Genomic DNA, 16,817 nt, shown 5'->3' with positions numbered 1-16,817 from the left:
TCTCCTCTCAGAACTTTTTATATTATCATATCAAGTTTTCCTTTATATGGTTCCTTTTATAACCTTTTTCATTATGTCTAATCCCTCTTCATCCATCCTATTAAATATTTTAATAGACCGAATACATTCATCATAAGCTAATTGTTTATATCCATGATGATCATAAAGTTTTGCTAGAAGGAGTAATACTTGATTATTTTCAATTAAATTTAAAAGTTGTAAAGATTTTTCAAACACTTCTGGAGTAGTAATTTCAATAAGCATATTGAGTAATCCAAATATGATGTTTACATATTCTATAGACTCTTCTATATTTTCACTTAATACTTTACATTCTTCATCTTGAATAATATTTTGAAAAGCTTTATATACTTCTGTAATTTTTCTTGTTTTCTCATGATTTACATCATCCAATAACTTTTGTGCTTGTTTCATTTCTCCTAATAAAATTTTACAAAGTATTCTTTTATAGATGGTTTTTTCATAAAAATTTTCATTGCTTATTTGTGTAAATTGTTCATAAGCTTTTTCATAATGTTTTAAATATAAATAATTCATTCCTATATAATAATTTAGCTTTAAAGAATTTGGCATAAATGCTTTTGCTTTTAAAAAATATCCTAGAGATATATCATATTTTTTTTGACCAAAAAAGATATCTCCTAACACAATACATGCTGGTCCATTCAAATTTTCTCCAAAAAATTTTTCCATTATTTTTTTTATATCTTCTATCTCTGTTCCTTTTTTTATAAATATTTTACAAATTTTATGAAGTGGAAGATGAAAAGTTCCTTTTGCTTTTATACATTCTACATAATATTTATACGCTTCGTCATCATCTTGTAAATCAAAATAAATTTCTCCTAATTTGTAAAGAGTTTTATATCCTCCCACATCATTTAGTATTTTTAGATGTATAGGAGGATCTCCATTTTTAACACATTTTTTAAAACTCTTAATAGCTAAAGAAATTTTTCCCTGGTTATAAAAAATATTTCCTCTTATATACTCTAAATCTGTAAATTTAGGATAATACCTTAACCCCTCCTCTATAGCCTGTAATGCTTTCTCATTTTTTCCCATTTGTTGTAATAAAACAATCATTCTCAGTAAAAGTTTAGGACTAAATGCTTTAGAAGGATCAAAATGATTGTATATCTTACTGTATAATTCATAAGCTTTTTCATATTCTTTCATTCTTAAATATTCATTAGCCATATTAAAAATATGAAAATCATCTTCTTTGTTTTCTAGTACCCTTTCTAAAATTCTAATATTTCTTTCTATCTTATTTTTCTCATTTGTTTCTTCTTTAAGATATCCATAATGATATATTTGTACTTTTTCTATTTTAACTTTTTCTTTAGAAATATCTCCTTCCCTAGATTTTAATTGCTCATGAATAGCTCCTTCGTATCTATATCCCTTATGATTTCTAATGATTCTAATATTTAAATTACTCACCATGTCTTCTCCTATCGTATTTCCTACATAGCTTAAAGTTTCAAATATATAAAAATCTATCTCTTTTCCATCTAATAAAGGAGCAATTTTGTATTTATCTTTTTTTTCTAATTCATCGTCTGCATCCATAATCAAAATCCAATCTCCTTTTGCCTTTTGCAATGAAAAATTTCTCGCATCACTAAAATTATCATTCCAAGGAAAATAAAATACATCTGCTCCATATTCTTTTGCTATCTTTACTGTATCATCAGTAGACCCTGTATCTACTACAATCATTTCATTCACAATTTCTGCTACACTATTTAAACATCTTCCAATATTTTTTTCTTCATTTTTTACAATCATACATAAACTTAAAAGCATCATAATCCCCCTTATACTAACTATTTAAAAATACAGCTATGGGATAAAATCCCATAGCTATATCCTATGCTTGCGCATTATAATATGCTTCAACAGTAGTTGTATCTGCAGGTGTTAAATGAAGTCTTGTATAATTTAAATATTTTACAGGAATAATGATACCCTTTCCACCTGGGCCAATTTCTATTGCTGTTGCAGCGTCATCTGCAAAGTATGCTTCTGTTTCAGTTGGAGAGATCTCTAATTTTGCAACAACTGTAGCTCCTCCTGTATTTCTTACATAATAAGAGTACATATTTTTTTCTGAAGTATCTATTTGTAAACAAGTAACTGCTGCATCAAAATCAGTAATGGTTGTATTACTTGTATCAAATGCATGTCCTACTAAGCTTACATCTACTGTATTGATAATTTCTGTTAAAGCATCAATAGTATCCACACTTGCCACATTACTTACTTCACTTACTGTTACTACGGCACTTATTGTATCTACTACATCTACGCTTGCTACATTGCTTACTTGATCTATTGTATCTACACTTGCCACATTACTTACTTCACTTACTGTTACTACGGCACTGACTGTATCTACTACATCTACGCTTGCTACGTTGCTTACTTGATCTATTGTATCCACACTTGCCACATTACTTACTTCACTTACTGTTACTACGGCACTGACTGTATCTACTACATCTACGCTTGCTACATTGCTTACTTGATCTATTGTATCTACACTTGCCACATTACTTACTTCGCTTACTGTTACTACGGCACTGACTGTATCTACTACATCTACGCTTGCTACATTGCTTACTTGATCTATTGTATCTACACTTGCCACATTACTTACTTCACTTACTGTTACTACGGCACTGACTGTATCTACTACATCTACGCTTGCTACATTACTTACTTGATCTACTGTATCCACACTTGCCACATTACTTACTTCGCTTACTGTTACTACTGCACTGACTGTATCTACTACATCTACGCTTGCTACATTGCTTACTTGATCTACTGTATCTACACTTGCCACATTACTTACTTGACTTACTGTATCTACTGTATTGATATAAAGTTTTCCATTTTCATCCGTTTGAACAGGATTATTGACATCACTTCCATAAATTTGAGTTTTTAATTGTTGTGCTACATTATTAAATACAATATTGTTAGGCATACTATTCCTCCTTTTTTTTAAAATGAAGTAGATTGGTTGTCTACCTCATTTTCTACTGTATTATATGGTGAGTTTCACAATATGTGATTGAAAATCAATTTACTTGAAAAAAATAAATTTCTTCACAATACTTTGTAGAAAACATATAAATATATTAAAAAGTAAAATTTTCACTCAAAGAAGGTGAATGCATGATAACTCCCCACTATTCTATAAAGGTTGCTTGTATACTAGATGAATTTGGTGAGGAATGGTTTAAATATGAATGTAATTTAATTCCTTTATATCTGAACAACTGGAAAGAAACACTCATCCATACACAACCAGATTTTTTACTTGTACAATCCGCTTGGCAAGGAAATCATGGTCAGTGGAAATATAAAATTAATAATTTGCATATAAAAAAAGATTCTTCCCTAAAAGAAGTAGTCTATTGGTGTAAAAAAAATAATATTCCTACAGTTTTTTGGAATATTGAAGATCCCTATCATTTTCATTCTTTTATAGAAGCAGCAAAAGAATTTGATTATATCTTTACAACAGATAGTGGCAGTATAAAGGAATATATAAAAATTGTAGGTCATCATCATGTCTATACCCTTCCTTTTGCAGCTCAACCCAAACAACATAATCCAATTGATAAAGATAAAGAAAAATCAGGAAAAGTTGGATTTTCTGGAACTTGGCATAAAATAGGCCATACAGATCGAATGAAAGATATGAAAAAAATATTAGAACCTTCTCTAAAATATAATGTTCATATTTATGATCGAATGTATCATTATAAAAAAGACCCTAATTATAAATTTCCACATATTTATCAATCACATATTAAAGAGGCCGTTCCTTATCCTCAAATAGGATCTATTTATAAAAAGTATGATGTCTTTTTAAATGTAAATACTGTACAAAATAGTCCAACTATGTTTTCTTGTAGAGTTTTTGAGGTCCTCGCCTGTGGAATCAACCTAATCAGTGGCTATTCTTTAGGAATTGAAAAAATGCTTCCTCATATAGTCAAATTATGCACAACAAAAGAAGATACAATAAAATATTTAGATTTATTATTAAACAATAAAGATTTAAGAGATAGGCTTTCTATTTTGGGATTAAGGACTATATTAGAAAATCACACATATAAGCATAGATTTGAAACTATACTAGATAAAATAAAATTTCCTTATGAGAAAATAAAAAAAGCTGGAGTATCTATCATTACTTGTACAAATAGAAAACACTGTATGAATAATATATTTGAAAACTATGCTAGACAAACATATCCTTATAAAGAATTAATCCTTATTTTAAATAACAATCATATGAACTACGATCGTTGGATAAAAGAATCCAAAAAGTACGAAAATGTAACTATTTTTCAAATAGATGAACAAAAGACATTAGGAGAATGTCTTAATTTTGCTATTTCTAAATCTAAGTTTGATTATATATCTAAAATGGATGATGATGATTATTATGCACCCAATTACATGATCGATATGATGAATGCTTTTGTATATACAGATGCAGATGTAGTAGGTAAACATGCCTATTATATTTATCTTCCTGATTATAATATTTTAGCTTTAAAATTTCCTAATACAGAAAATCAATATACTCCATTTGTAGCAGGTTCTACTCTTACCTTTAAAAAGAAAGTATTTGAGAAAATAAAATTTATAACCCATAAACCCTCTGGGTGTGATAGTGAATTCTTATTAGATTGTAAAAAAAATGGATTCAAAATATATTCTACAGATAGATTCAACTATGCTGGATCTAGAAGAGCAAATTTAGAAGATCATACATGGAAAATTACTCCAGACGAATTTTTAAGAAAATGTGAAATTATTTTATATACAAAAGATTATCAAACACATATTACCATTTAAAATCTTTTATGTATAAAGAGGGTATTCTTATGTATAAATCATTAAAAGAGAAATTTTTAGATAAAAGTGCTATAGTTTCTGTTATAGGCTTAGGATATGTGGGACTTCCTCTTGCTATAGCATTTGCTCAAGCTGGATATAAAGTATTTGGAATTGATACTTCAAAAGATAAAATTCAAAGTTTACAAAATGGAAAATCTTATATTTTAGATATATCAGATGAAGACCTTCAAAATGTCATTCATAAAAATTTATTTGTTGGGGATGATTTTTCTGTTTTAAATAAAACGGATGCTATTAGCATTTGTGTTCCCACTCCTTTAAATAAAACTAAGGACCCTGATCTTTCATATCTTTCTTTGGCTATAGAGAAAATAATAAAATTCATAAAAAAAGGAACCTTAATTATACTAGAGAGCACTACTTATCCAGGTACAACAGAAGAACTCATTACAAAACCTATTGAAAATAACAAAAAATATAAATTAGGAGTAGATTTTTTTGTATGTTTTTCACCTGAAAGAATAGATCCTGGAAATAAAAAATTAGATATAAGAAATACACCTAAAATCATAGGAGGAGATACATCTCATTCTCTTGAATTAGGAACAACTTACTACCACTCTATTTTTAATCACATGATTCCTGTCACCTCAACAAAAGTAGCTGAAATGACAAAATTATTAGAAAATACCTTTCGAAGTGTAAATATAGCTTTGGTTAATGAATTAACTTTAATGTGCGAAAGAATGAATATTAATATATGGGAAGTAATTGATGCGGCTTCTACTAAACCTATGGGCTATATGCCTTTTTATCCTGGCCCTGGTATAGGAGGTCATTGCATCCCATTAGATCCTATGTATTTATCTTGGAAAGGGAAAACTTTTGATTATTACAATCGATTTATAGAACTAGCTAATGATATCAATAGAAATATGCCTAGATATATAGTACAAAATATTGGCGAATTATTAAATCGTCAAGAAAAATCCATAAAAAATTCTATTATTTTTCTTATAGGCATTTCATATAAAAAAAATACAAGTGATCTTCGTGAATCACCTGCTATAGAAATATATAAATTATTAGAAGAAAAAGGAGGAAAATTAATTTATCATGATCCTTATGTTCCTCATTGTAAAATAAATAAAAAAATCATATATTCTCAAAATATTACAAAAGAAAATATCAAAAGTGCAGATCTTATTGTGATTACTACTGATCATAATAATATAGATTATCCTTTCATCATTAAACACGCAAAAAATATTTTTGATACAAGAAATGTTACAAAACTATATAAAAATAAAAAGCATATTACTTTATTAGGAACTCTATAAAAATAAAAGAGACTTGTTCATCCAAGTCCTCTTTTATTTTTGATCCTTATACAGTAATTTTTTTTGAGCATTTCTCATATCCTTCAATCTATCTATTGGCTGTGCAGGATTTCCTGCTATAATTTGATTGTCTTCAAATGATTTTGTTACTACCGCTCCTAATCCAACCATACAATCTTGTCCTAACTGTATTTTTTGCATAATAGCAGCATTCGGTCCAATCCAATTATTTTCCCCAATAATAGTACTGCCGCTAATCTGTGCACAGGCAGTAACCAACGTACCTTTTTTGATTTTACAATTATGAGCAATAAAAACTAAATCGTCTGTTATAATATGATCTTCTATTATAGTAGGCTCAATTGTTCCAGAAGCAATAGAATTCATGGCTCCTATAATAACATGTTCTCCTATATGGACTCCTCCAATATGAGGAATTCTAATAGGATTTTTGTTGGTTTTTCTCTCTACTCCAAATCCAGGTCCTCCAATGACACTATTTTCTCGAATTCTAGTATGATTTCCAATTTTAACATATTTTCTAATCTTTACCCCTGATTCAATGATACAATTGGATCCGATCACTACATCATGATCAATCAATACAAAAGGTTCTATTATGGTATTTTCTCCTATATATACATTTTCTCCTATGACAATATTCTCTTTATAATTATGATACTCTCTTGTCTCTTTTTCCTTTTGTAAAATATATTGAAGAATCATTGCATAATGTTTTCTAGGGCAATCCACATAAAGCACTTGATTATTATTTATAATATTTTTATCTTCAATCCATGCGTCTTTATTCACTAAAATCAAGCTATTCTCTACATTAGACAGATCTTTTTCATCTTCTAGGGACCACTTATTTGAAAAAATCAAAGAATGACTTTTAGGATTTTTATTGGTAGAAACATAAAATATATAAAAATCCTTTAAATCTTTATGAGAATATTCCTCTTCATACTGTAAATCTTGAATATGAAAAGTAAATTTTTTCATATGAAAATTCATCCCCTTTTCAAATTTTACCAATCAATTTAATGATTTTAAATGCCTCTGCATATGGAACATGAATTTGAAAACCTCTTATTTTTGCTCTTGCATATATAGCATGGATCCAGTCCTCTCCATACTTTTCTATCTGGGATTTATATGCAATCATACTTTCCATCTTTTTTTGTATAGTATCCGAAATATCTACATAATAATTGCTTTCAAATCCATAGGGAGTAATTCCTCCTGGAAGAATGGGTTCAAAACAATATAGATTTGCTGTATTCTTTCTCGAAGCTGCTATTACTGCTTCATAAACAATTCTATGATCCTGATGAGAATCATGTTCCCAACATGTATATATTTCATCTGGTTTAAACTCCTCTATTACTTGATCTATACTTTGAATTACTTTTCTTTGCAGTCCAAAAGTATCTTGATTAAAATTTAAATGCTTAATACTTGCTTTTAAGATACTCGCTGCCACTATAGACTCTTTGATTCGTATATCTGCTATATGGTCTCCTGTCTTTGTAACTTGTAAAATTAAAACTTCATGTCCTTTTTGTGTTAGTTTAGCAATCGTTCCTCCCATTTGAGGTTCAATATCATCAGGATGAGCACCTACTACCAATACTCTCATATCCTCACCCTCCTACTTTTTATTCATTTAAAATTGTATTCTTCTTTATCAAGCACATATATTTATAAATAAACATATTAGTAAATCGAGAAAAATAAAAATCGAAAGGAATGATAATAATTGAATACAATTAAATTATTTCCCACACAAAATGTCTATATTTCTCAGTACTATCCATCAATAAATTACGCTCAAGCTCCTTCATTAGATGTGGGTCGATTTACAGGTCCTGGAGATACAAAACGAACTTTACTTCAATTTGATTTCTCATCATTAGTAGGAAACATTGAATCAGCTTATTTAAATTTATATCTTTATCGAAATGAGGTTCCAAGTATATCTAAACCTAATACCATCTATCAATTAGAAACTTCTTTTGATCAAAATACTGTCACCTACAATACTGCTCCATCTTATTCATCTACCGCAAATGCATCTGTTTCTATTACTAATGAAATCAACAAATTTATACAATGGGATATTACTTCTTTAGTAAAAGGCTGGATGGAAAAGACCATTACAAATAATGGAATTATATTAATTGGATTAGAAAGTGCCAATGGATTAGTTGCATATAAAAGTACAAGATGGGCAGATTCTGCTTATTGGCCCTATTTAGAAATTCATTTTTCCGGAAATTATCTTTTCACGTATCCAGTAGAAAATGTTACAACAACTAATGATCAAAGTGGTTCTACTCCCATTTTTTTAGGTCCTAGAATAGCTACATTTGGTATAAAAAATACAGGTAATTATAGAGGAGATGTACTCATACAGCTTAGTCCTGACGGATCTACATGGATTGATCATCTTCCTCTTGCCTATACAGTTCCTTCTTTATCTTCGCAAGATACTATCACCCTAAGTACTTCTGCATACTTTAATTATGCTCGTATTGCTTATGCATCTCATACCCTTGGAGAACCTACTACTTTATCCATTTATGCTTCTATAAAAGGATAATATTAAAAACTGACAAATTCATAATCAAGAATAAAAAGCTTATGAATTTGTCAGTAAACTATACTATTTTACAGATGATATTTCATCATACCAATTCCAAGTTTTACTTAATCCTTTCTCTAAAGAATATTGAGGTTGAAAATCTAAAAGATCATACAGCTTTTTTATATTTGCTGTTCGATAAAATGTTTCATCCCATAAACGCCTAGGATTGTACTGAATATCTAAAGATCTTTTTGAAATCTTAAGGATATTTTGAGCTAAATCAAAAATACTTGTACTCTGTCCAGTTCCTATATTAAAAATTTCATTTTTCCCTTCCTCTTTTATTGCAGCCAAATATGTTGCCTTTACTGTATCCTCTATATAAGTAAAATCTCTTTTTTCATCTCCACTTCCTGTAATGATTATAGGTAATCCCCTAAGTGCTTGATGGATAAATTTAGGAACCACTCCTCTATAAAAGTTTGTATTTTCCTTAGATCCATAACAATTAAAATATCGAAGAATCGTAATAGGTAATCCATAATATTTTTTATAAAATTGGCAATAATATTCTCCTGACAATTTGGATATTCCATAAGGAGTATGAGGACATAGTGAACCATCTTCTTTTAATGGATATTCTGATGGATTATATACACAAGAAGTAGATGCATATACAAAACGCTCTACCCCTATTTTTTTTGCTAATTCTAATTGTGCTAATGTTCCTCCTCCATTTACATCTAGATCATCAATAGGTTCTTGAATCGATAATTCATTGGCAAAATGAGCAGCTAAATGAAAAATGATATTTGGTTTATACCGTTTATAAATACATTCTATAGAAGGATCTCTGATATCTTTTTTAAAGAAATATAAATTTTTCGATTGAGGCAGATTAGAAATATTTCCACTTGACAAATCATCTATTACAATTACTTTGTAATTTTTATGAAGAAATAATTCCACAAGATGAGATCCTATAAATCCTGCTCCTCCAGTAATAACAACTATTTTTGCATCTTCCATTTTTCCACCTCTTATATCCTATATATTTTCTTGTTTGTGTCTTTAGATAAAACATTTTTAGTATCTATAATGACTGTATCTACATCTGATTGAATCAATATTTGATCATAGTTTATATCCTTTTGTTTGGCTGTTATAATAATACAATCTGCATTCTCAATACATTCTATTAAAGAATTCACTTGAAAATCATATTTCATAGGTACTACCGGATCGTACCCTAAAACTTTTGCCCCTTGATCCCTTAATTTCATAGCTATATATACAGCAGGACTATTTCTACAATCTGAACAATAATCTTTCATTGCAAGTCCTATGATAGATATCTTAGACCCGTTTATACTTTTTCCTATTTTTTTAAATAACTTCTCAATCATTTCTATTTTTTTTTCTGGTCTCTTATCATTTAATTTTCTAGCAAGCTCCATTAAAACAGAAGATGGATCATCCTCCTTTAGAGCACATTTTAAATAATAAAGTGCATTAGGAATACAATATCCTCCAACACCAATTCCCGGGTCAAGAAGTTTCACTCTAGGATGAGTATTTACAAGGTCTTTAAGTTCACAAATATCTACTCCTAAATAAGATGCTATATCACTTATTTCATTCGCCAAAGCAATTTCTACATCTCTTGATATATTTTGTATTACTTTTGTCAATTCAGCTGTTTTAATATCTTTTGCTTTATAAATAGGAGTATGTGATAAACTATATAAAAACTTTTCTGCTACTTGATAACTTTCATTATTCATCGCCGCAAGAATTCTTGTATTATTTTTTAATTCTTCAAAAGCATAACCTTCAAGAATAGTCTCCGGACAATAAGATAAATAAATTTTTTTATTGACTTTTTCTAATTGAGGAACAATTATTTTTTCACATATTCCTGGAATCATCGTAGTCTTAAATAATAAAAGATCTTCATCTAAAAGAGTCGGAAAAATAGTATTGACCACCTTTTGAATAGGTGTTATATCTTGTGATCCATCTTTTAATGCTTCAATTCCTACCGTTATAACAAATACAGCTGGTTCTTCATCTATCCTATTATAATTGGTATATACTGATAATTTCTTCTGATGGATAAATTTTTTTGCAATTTTTGAAATATGCACACCATTATCATATTCATATATTGAAATTTCTCCTTTTTTTATATCCTCTATCCTTTGAGGATTTATATCTACTCCTATGACTTCATATCCCTTCATACACATAAACACTGCCATAGGGAGGCCAATATGTCCCAAACCAAAAACATAAATCTTCATTTTTATCCTCCTTATTTTTTATCCTTATATGGCTCCTAAAATATCATATGAATACAATATCTATAGGGTACCAAATTTGTTGCACCATATAGGAAGAATCTGCATATTTTCATAATAGGATAGTATCCTATAGGAGGAACAATAATGAATGATTTATACTCAAAATTTATAAAAGGAAAACTTAAAATAGGAGTTATATTAGATCCCTTTAGTTATGAATGTTTTAAATATGAAGCATATCTCATACCCCTTGATCCTTTTTCTTGGAAAAGTATACTCATCCAAGAAAAACCTGATTTGATTTTTGTAGAATCTGCTTGGGAAGGTAACAAAGGACGATGGTCTTATAAAATTGCTCATTTAGAAAAAATTAAAAATCAATCTCTCAAACAATTAATATATGAATGTAAAAAAAGAAAAATTCCAACTATTTTTTGGAATAAAGAAGATCCCTTATTCTTTTCATCTTTTTTAGAAACTGCTAAATTATTTGATTATGTCTTTACAACAGATCAAAGCTGCATACCCAAATATAAAGAGCTATTAGGCCATAATCAAGTTTATATATTGCCCTTTGCAGCCCAACCTAAAATACACAATCCTGTCCATAAAGATAAAGTTCGTCTAGGAAAAGTAGCTTTTGCAGGTACTTGGTATAGTATGTTTGAAGATAGAATAAAAAATATGGAAATAATTCTTAAACCTGCATTAAAATATAATTTGCACATTTATGATAGAATGTATCATTCTCATGCAAATCATGCTTTTAAATTTCCCAATCTCTATCAACCTTTTATCCACAGAAATCTTTCTTACGATAAAATGGTTGAATTTTATAAAAAATATGATATATTTTTAAATGCTAATATCATATCTGATAGTCCTACTATGTTTTCAAGAAGAGTATTTGAAATTTTAGCTTCTGGAACCAACGTCATCAGCAGCTACAGTATAGGAATAGAAAATTTTTTCAAAAAAATTGTTCCTCTATGTAAAACAGAACAAGATGTAGAAAAATATTTAGATCTTTTGATTCAGAATAAAGAATATAGAGACCGATTATCTTTATTAGGTCTAAGAAAAGTTTTAAAATATCATACTTATGAAAAAAGGTTAGAAACAATTCTTCAGAAAATAGGAATAAAAACTTACAAAACTGACTTAGGAGTGTCTATTATCACTTGTACAAATCGAATCGATAGTATAGATCCTATATTAGATAATTTTTATAGACAAAATTATAAAGAAAAAGAATTAATTATTGTTTTAAATAATAATCAAATGAATCTAAAAGATTGGAAGAAAAAAACAAAATTTGATAAAAAGATAAAGATATTTCAAATAAATGAAACCAAATCTTTAGGAGAATGTCTAAACTTTGGAATTGCTCAATCAAAATATCATTATATCTCTAAATTTGATGATGATAATTATTATGCTCCTCACTTCTTAGAAGATTTAATGAATGGATTTTTATATACAGATGCTCAAGTCATAGGCAAGCATACTTACTATTGTTATTTAGAAAAAAGCAATACATTAGCATTGAGGTTTTCAAATCTAGAAAATCGATATACCCATTTTTTATGTGGCGCTGCATTTATTATGAAAAAGCAAGTATGGAATCAAATAAAATTCCAAGATACAACTATACAAACTGTAACTTATTTTTGGCAGGATTGTGTAAGAAAAAGAATAAAATTATATGCTTCAGACCGATTTAATTTTATAGCTATAAGGCACCCCTCTATAGAAGATCATACTTGGAAAATAGATGATGATGAATTTTTAAGAAAATGTGAAATACAAGGGAAAACAAAAGATTATATTACCCCTATTACTGTATAAAATTTTTTACTTTAAAAAGCCTTACTTAAATAAGGTAGCGCTCAGACTGTTGACAAATTATATTGTAGCAAAATCATAAAAATTAGAAACAATTATTAAGAATTTGTGAAAATATAGAATAAGTGAGAAACTTCTTAGCATTACACTGTTTGAGCATAGCGAGTTTGTAATGCTATTTTCGATCGTTTCTTTATATTTTCCAAATTTGAAAATTAGTGACGTTTTTTATGATTTTGTATATAAAAAAAGCCTTACTTCAATAAAGTAAGGCTTTCTTATTCATTATCTTAAAGAACCACCAAGTTTTTCTTCCAAAGTTTTTACAATTTTTTCATGTACTTTTGTCACTTCTTCATCTGTCAATGTTCTATTCTTTGCTCTATAAGTAAGAGAATAAGCAATACTTTTATATCCTTCTTCTATTTGTTTTCCTTTGTATACATCAAATAGTTTAATGTTTTCTAAAATTTCTCCCCCATTGACTCTTGCAATATCTTCAATTTGCTTTACATACACTTCATCCTTTACTACCAAAGCAATATCTCTTGTCATAGCAGGATATTTAGGCAGTTCCTTATAAACTCTATCTAGTCTCGTAACTTCCATAAGCATCGTACCATCTATTTCTACTACATATACTCTTGTTCCCATTTTATAATTTTCTAATACATCTGGATGAATTTCTCCCATAACTCCTAATGTATGATTTCCATAGACTATATTTGCACATCTTCCTGGATGGAAAGTAGCATGATTTTTTTCTGGAATATATTCTATATTTTCTATTCCAAGTCTTTTCAGTAAAGCTTCTACAGCTCCCTTCATACTATAAAAATCTACTTCTTTTCCATACATTCCAATGGTTAATACTTTCTTTTCTATAGGTAATTCAGTAACAGGAATATTTTGGGGTATAAATGTATTTCCAAGTTCAAAAGCTCTTGCTTCTTCCACATTTCTATTATAATTTCTAGATAATACCTCTAACATATTCCCCATTAAAGTAGTTCTCATAATACTATTTTCTTCCCCTAAAGGATTGATCACTTTTACAACCCTTCTCATAAAGCTTTCTTTTCCAATACATAATAGATCAAAAACTTTAGGACTCATAAAAGAATAGGTTTGAATTTCATTTAAACCAACTGCATTTAAAGTGTTTTTTATAATATCTTCTATAATTTGTCCATTTGTCTTTGCTCCCTGGCTACTTCCTTTAGGGAGAGTCATATCCAAACGATTGAATCCATAGATTCTTGCAATCTCTTCTACAAAATCTATTTCCTGGGTAATATCAAATCTAAAGGTAGGAACTGTAACCATCATATTTTCTTCTTCATCTTGTACTTTCATCTCTAACTTTTCTAATATTTTAATCATTTCACTTTTAGATAATTTTGTTCCTAATAACTCATTGATTCTATTTGGTCTTACTAAAATATTTTTTTCTTCCTCTACTTTAGGATATATGTCAATAACTCCTTTGACAACTTTTCCTGCCCCAATTTGTTCAATAAGCTGGCAAACTCTATTGGCAGCCTTAAGTGCTAAGTCTAGATCTACTCCTTTTTCAAATCTCGCAGATGCTTCTGTTCTAAGTCCTAATCTTTTAGATGTAGTTCTTACAGAATCTCCATTAAAATTTGCTGACTCTAAAAGAATTGTCTGAGTACTTTTTGTAACTTCAGAGTTTAGTCCTCCCATGACCCCTGCTACAGCAACAGCTTTTTCTCCATCATAAATCATAAGCATATTTTCATCTATATTTCTTTCTGCCTCATCTAAAGTAGTAAAAGTTTTTTCCTCTGCGTTTTTTACTACTATTTTTTGATTTTTTAATTGATCTAAATCAAAAGCATGAAGAGGTTGTCCAAGTTCTAACATTACATAATTTGTGATATCTACTATATTATTAATAGAACGCATTCCCATTTTTCTTAATCTATTTTGTAACCATTGAGGAGAATGAGTGACCACTACATCTTTTATCACTCTTGCTACATATCTTTTGCAAAGTTCATTATTTTTTACTTCTATAGATGCATAGTCCTTAATATCCTCTGTTTCTTCTTTTATATTGATATCAGGATACTTTAAAGATAGATTAAAAGTTGCGGCAGTCTCTCTTGCCATTCCTATTACACTTAAACAATCGGGACGATTTGGAGTAATCTCAAACTCAATAACATGATCATTTAACTCTAATATATCTTTTATATCTGTTCCTAATGGGTACTCTTCATCTAATATATAAATACCATCCTTGATTTTATGTGTAGGGAATACCTTATCATTAATTCCTAATTCTTCTCCACCACACATCATTCCATTAGATACAATCCCTCTAAGCTTTCCCTTTTTAATTTTTGTTCCATCAGGCAATTTTCCTCCATGTAATACAACAGGAATATATTGACCTTCTTCAACATTTGTAGCTCCTGTAACAATCTGAATTACTTCTTCTCCAATGTCTACTTGTGTTACAACAAGCTTTTGTGCATCTGGATGAGGTTTAATTTCTAATATTTTTCCTACTACTATTTTTTCTATATTCTCTCCTAACATTTCTACTGTCTCTATATTGGATCCAGACATAACAAGTCCATTGCTTAAAGTATCTATATCTAAATTTTTAATATCTACATAATCGTTTAACCACTGTGTTGATATAAACATCTATATACCTCCCTTTAGAATTGTTCAATAAAACGCATATCATTTTCAAATAGAAGTCTTATATCTTCTATTCCATATTTTAACATAGTGACTCTATCTAGTCCCATTCCAAAAGCAAATCCACTATATTCTTCTGGATCTATTCCACATTCTTTTAATACATTTGGATGAACCATTCCTGCTCCTAATATTTCAATCCATCCACTTCCTTTGCACACCTTACAACCTTCTCCTTCACACTTAAAACAAGTTACATCTACCTCAGCACTTGGTTCTGTAAATGGGAAATGATGAGGTCTAAATTTTGTTTTTGTTCCTATTCCAAATAATTGTTTTGCAAATAAATCCAGTGTTCCTTTTAAATCTGCCATAGTAATACCCTTATCTATTACAAGCCCCTCTACTTGATGAAACATTGGAGAGTGTGTAGCATCCAATTCATCAAATCTAAAACATCTTCCTGGAGAAATAATTTTAATAGGTGGAGTTTGTCTTTTCATGGTACGGATTTGAACAGGAGATGTTTGAGTTCTAAGTAAAATATCTTCTGTGATATAAAATGTATCACTCATATCCCTTGAAGGATGGTTTTTAGGAGCATTGAGTGCATCAAAATTATGATATACCGTTTCTACTTCTGGCCCTTCTGCAATTTTAAATCCCATTCCTATAAAAATATCTTTTATTTCATCTAATACTTTTGTAAGAGGATGTTTATGTCCTAACTTACATTCTGTTCCTGGCATAGTAACATCTATGGTTTCTTTTTGAAGTCTAATGTTTTTTTCCTTTTGTTTTACAGCTTCTATTGCCTTTTGTAATGAACCTTCTATTTCTTCTCTTACTTCATTGGCAATTTTACCAATAAGAGGTCTTTCCTCATTAGATAAATCCTTCATGCCTCTTAAAACTAAAGTCAATTCTCCCTTTTTGCCTAAATACTTTACTCTAATTTGCTCTAAATCCTGCATACTTTTAGTAGCTTCAATAGCACTTTTGGCAAGATTTTTTATTTTTTCTAATTGATCCTTCATTTTCATACTCCTTTCAGATTACCTTTTTATATACAAAAAAATCTTCATCCCCAAAAGGGACGAAGACTGCTCCGCGGTACCACCCTAATAATTGAATATTTCAACCACTTATTGA

12 protein-coding genes and 1 other annotated feature (1 of these 13 running past the window's edge) are annotated in these 16,817 nt (G+C 29.1%); of the genes, 4 read left to right on the top strand and 8 right to left on the bottom strand.

Features of this window, described 5'->3' with window-relative positions; all coding sequences use genetic code 11:
* Positions 1 to 42 precede the first annotated feature (42 nt).
* Both BN2409_RS08445 and BN2409_RS08440 read right to left on the bottom strand, forming a co-directional pair.
* Positions 43 to 1,833 (bottom strand): TPR domain-containing glycosyltransferase, encoded by a 1,791-nt coding sequence (locus tag BN2409_RS08445; protein ID WP_053956181.1) that lies wholly within the window; start codon positions 1,831 to 1,833, stop codon positions 43 to 45.
* A gap of 64 nt (positions 1,834 to 1,897) precedes the next feature.
* A complete protein-coding gene (locus tag BN2409_RS08440) occupies positions 1,898 to 3,019 on the bottom strand; it encodes a DUF6385 domain-containing protein (protein ID WP_053956180.1) in 1,122 nt (373 codons plus the stop codon).
* 191 nt (positions 3,020 to 3,210) lie between these two features.
* On the opposite strand from BN2409_RS08440, the gene BN2409_RS08435 reads away from it, so the two are divergent.
* Positions 3,211 to 4,908: a glycosyltransferase family protein gene (locus BN2409_RS08435; protein ID WP_053956179.1), complete on the top strand. Its 1,698-nt coding sequence runs from the start codon at positions 3,211 to 3,213 to the stop codon at positions 4,906 to 4,908.
* Positions 4,909 to 4,937: 29 nt separating this feature from the next.
* The gene (locus BN2409_RS08430) at positions 4,938 to 6,251 is read left to right on the top strand and encodes a nucleotide sugar dehydrogenase (protein ID WP_053956178.1); all 1,314 of its coding nucleotides are present in this window, start codon (positions 4,938 to 4,940) and stop codon (positions 6,249 to 6,251) included.
* Positions 6,252 to 6,284: 33 nt separating this feature from the next.
* Here the strand turns inward: BN2409_RS08430 and BN2409_RS16825 are convergent, their stop codons facing one another.
* Entirely contained in the window at positions 6,285 to 7,256 is a 972-nt protein-coding gene (locus BN2409_RS16825) for a UDP-3-O-(3-hydroxymyristoyl)glucosamine N-acyltransferase (RefSeq protein ID WP_199872963.1), read from the bottom strand.
* Between the two features lie 19 nt (positions 7,257 to 7,275).
* Positions 7,276 to 7,893 (bottom strand): PIG-L deacetylase family protein, encoded by a 618-nt coding sequence (locus BN2409_RS08420; protein ID WP_053956177.1) that lies wholly within the window; start codon positions 7,891 to 7,893, stop codon positions 7,276 to 7,278.
* A gap of 120 nt (positions 7,894 to 8,013) precedes the next feature.
* Between BN2409_RS08420 and BN2409_RS08415 the strand changes: the two genes are divergently transcribed.
* The gene (locus BN2409_RS08415; RefSeq protein WP_053956176.1) at positions 8,014 to 8,856 is read left to right on the top strand and encodes a DNRLRE domain-containing protein; all 843 of its coding nucleotides are present in this window, start codon (positions 8,014 to 8,016) and stop codon (positions 8,854 to 8,856) included.
* Positions 8,857 to 8,919: 63 nt separating this feature from the next.
* Here the strand turns inward: BN2409_RS08415 and BN2409_RS08410 are convergent, their stop codons facing one another.
* Complete coding sequence (locus tag BN2409_RS08410; protein ID WP_053956175.1) at positions 8,920 to 9,870, bottom strand: NAD-dependent epimerase/dehydratase family protein; 951 nt, start codon at positions 9,868 to 9,870, stop codon at positions 8,920 to 8,922.
* An 11-nt stretch (positions 9,871 to 9,881) separates the two neighbouring features.
* Positions 9,882 to 11,144: a nucleotide sugar dehydrogenase gene (locus tag BN2409_RS08405; protein ID WP_053956174.1), complete on the bottom strand. Its 1,263-nt coding sequence runs from the start codon at positions 11,142 to 11,144 to the stop codon at positions 9,882 to 9,884.
* Between the two features lie 144 nt (positions 11,145 to 11,288).
* Here BN2409_RS08405 and BN2409_RS08400 point away from each other — a divergent pair, with 144 nt between their 5' ends.
* Positions 11,289 to 12,992, top strand: coding sequence for a glycosyltransferase family protein (locus tag BN2409_RS08400; RefSeq protein WP_053956173.1), 1,704 nt, complete (start codon positions 11,289 to 11,291; stop codon positions 12,990 to 12,992).
* Between the two features lie 282 nt (positions 12,993 to 13,274).
* On the opposite strand, the gene pheT is transcribed toward BN2409_RS08400, so the two are convergent.
* Both pheT and pheS read right to left on the bottom strand, forming a co-directional pair.
* Positions 13,275 to 15,668 carry a phenylalanine--tRNA ligase subunit beta gene (gene pheT / locus BN2409_RS08395; protein ID WP_053956172.1) on the bottom strand — a complete coding sequence of 798 codons (2,394 nt, stop codon included), beginning with the start codon at positions 15,666 to 15,668 and terminating at the stop codon, positions 13,275 to 13,277.
* Between the two features lie 14 nt (positions 15,669 to 15,682).
* Complete coding sequence (gene pheS / locus BN2409_RS08390) at positions 15,683 to 16,702, bottom strand: phenylalanine--tRNA ligase subunit alpha (RefSeq protein WP_053956171.1); 1,020 nt, start codon at positions 16,700 to 16,702, stop codon at positions 15,683 to 15,685.
* Positions 16,703 to 16,754: 52 nt separating this feature from the next.
* Positions 16,755 to 16,817: a binding site (T-box leader), on the bottom strand; it runs 155 nt beyond the window's last position.

Origin of the sequence: Inediibacterium massiliense (genome assembly GCF_001282725.1) — a bacterium.
Lineage (GTDB): Bacteria > Bacillota > Clostridia > Peptostreptococcales > Thermotaleaceae > Anaerophilus > Anaerophilus massiliensis.
Note: the sequence above shows the minus strand (reverse complement) of the source record. Positions and strands in the feature narration are given on the sequence as shown.

Coding starts and splice junctions, on each gene's coding strand:
- BN2409_RS08430 (WP_053956178.1), top strand. CDS start 4,938: ATGTATAAATCATTAAAAGAGAAATTTTTAGATAAAAGTGCTATAGTT.
- pheT (WP_053956172.1), bottom strand. CDS start 15,668: ATGTTTATATCAACACAGTGGTTAAACGATTATGTAGATATTAAAAAT.
- BN2409_RS08420 (WP_053956177.1), bottom strand. CDS start 7,893: ATGAGAGTATTGGTAGTAGGTGCTCATCCTGATGATATTGAACCTCAA.
- BN2409_RS08435 (WP_053956179.1), top strand. CDS start 3,211: ATGATAACTCCCCACTATTCTATAAAGGTTGCTTGTATACTAGATGAA.
- BN2409_RS08400 (WP_053956173.1), top strand. CDS start 11,289: ATGAATGATTTATACTCAAAATTTATAAAAGGAAAACTTAAAATAGGA.
- BN2409_RS08405 (WP_053956174.1), bottom strand. CDS start 11,144: ATGAAGATTTATGTTTTTGGTTTGGGACATATTGGCCTCCCTATGGCA.
- BN2409_RS08440 (WP_053956180.1), bottom strand. CDS start 3,019: ATGCCTAACAATATTGTATTTAATAATGTAGCACAACAATTAAAAACT.
- BN2409_RS08410 (WP_053956175.1), bottom strand. CDS start 9,870: ATGGAAGATGCAAAAATAGTTGTTATTACTGGAGGAGCAGGATTTATA.
- BN2409_RS08445 (WP_053956181.1), bottom strand. CDS start 1,833: ATGCTTTTAAGTTTATGTATGATTGTAAAAAATGAAGAAAAAAATATT.
- BN2409_RS16825 (WP_199872963.1), bottom strand. CDS start 7,256: ATGAAAAAATTTACTTTTCATATTCAAGATTTACAGTATGAAGAGGAA.
- pheS (WP_053956171.1), bottom strand. CDS start 16,702: ATGAAGGATCAATTAGAAAAAATAAAAAATCTTGCCAAAAGTGCTATT.